Source organism: Stenotrophomonas sp. YIM B06876 (genome assembly GCF_030711595.1).
In the GTDB taxonomy this organism is placed as follows: Bacteria; Pseudomonadota; Gammaproteobacteria; order Xanthomonadales; family Xanthomonadaceae; genus Stenotrophomonas.
Genome location: NZ_JAUJUJ010000360.1, coordinates 1 through 827 on the forward strand (window position 1 = coordinate 1; position 827 = coordinate 827).

The 827-nt window shown below is 66.5% G+C and carries 2 protein-coding genes; one reads left to right on the plus strand and one right to left on the minus strand.

Going from position 1 to position 827, the window contains the following annotated elements; genetic code table 11:
* Window positions 1-102 precede the first annotated feature (102 nt).
* A complete protein-coding gene (locus tag QZH66_RS17290; RefSeq protein WP_305807076.1) occupies window positions 103-450 on the minus strand; it encodes an SIS domain-containing protein in 348 nt (115 codons plus the stop codon).
* 172 nt (window positions 451-622) lie between these two features.
* Between QZH66_RS17290 and QZH66_RS17295 the strand changes: the two genes are divergently transcribed.
* Window positions 623-827: hypothetical protein (locus tag QZH66_RS17295; RefSeq protein ID WP_305807075.1), on the plus strand; the 205-nt coding region annotated here is incomplete at its 3' end.

The window sequence follows — 827 nt, forward strand, 5'->3', positions numbered from 1 at the left end:
AAGGCGACGTTCACGGCGACTTATGGCCGCCCTTGAATGCTATAAAAATAATAGTTAAAGGCGCTTGTTGCATAAGTGGTAGCGGCTGATTTGGCCTAAAAGTCACGCGTAACGCTTGGCGCGCAGGTTGTCCTTCATCTGCTGCAGGATGGGTTGCAGCGGGCTGCCTATGCGCAGCGCCACGCAGGTCGCCAGCACGTCGATCACCAGCAGGTGCAGCAGGCGCGAGACCATGGGGCTGTAGCGGTCGTAGCCCTCGGGGTGGTCGGCGGCGAGGTGGATGTGGCAGGCGGCGGCCAGGGGTGAGCCGCTGGCGGTGATGGCGATGGTTGTCGCGCCGTTCTTGCGCGCGATGTCGGCGGCGTCCATCAGGTCGCGCGTGCGGCCCGAGTTCGAGATGATGACCACGCAGTCGCCCGGGCCGAGCAGGGTGGCGCTCATGACCTGCATGTGGCCGTCGCTGGTGGCCAGGCTGATCACGCCCAGGCGGAAGAANGTCGCGCGTGCGGCCCGAGTTCGAGATGATGACCACGCAGTCGCCCGGGCCGAGCAGGGTGGCGCTCATGACCTGCATGTGGCCGTCGCTGGTGGCCAGGCTGATCACGCCCAGGCGGAAGAACTTGTGCTGCGCGTCCTGCGCCACGATGCCCGAGTTGCCCGCGCCGTAGAACTCGATGCGCCGCCCGGTCTGCCAGGTGGCGGCGATGGCCTCGGCCGCGCGCTCTATGGCGACGGTGCTGGCGGCGTTGCGGTACTGCAAAAAGGCGGCCACGGCGTTGTCCACCACCTTGACGAGCACGTCGCCGGTCTTGTCGTCGGCGTCCACG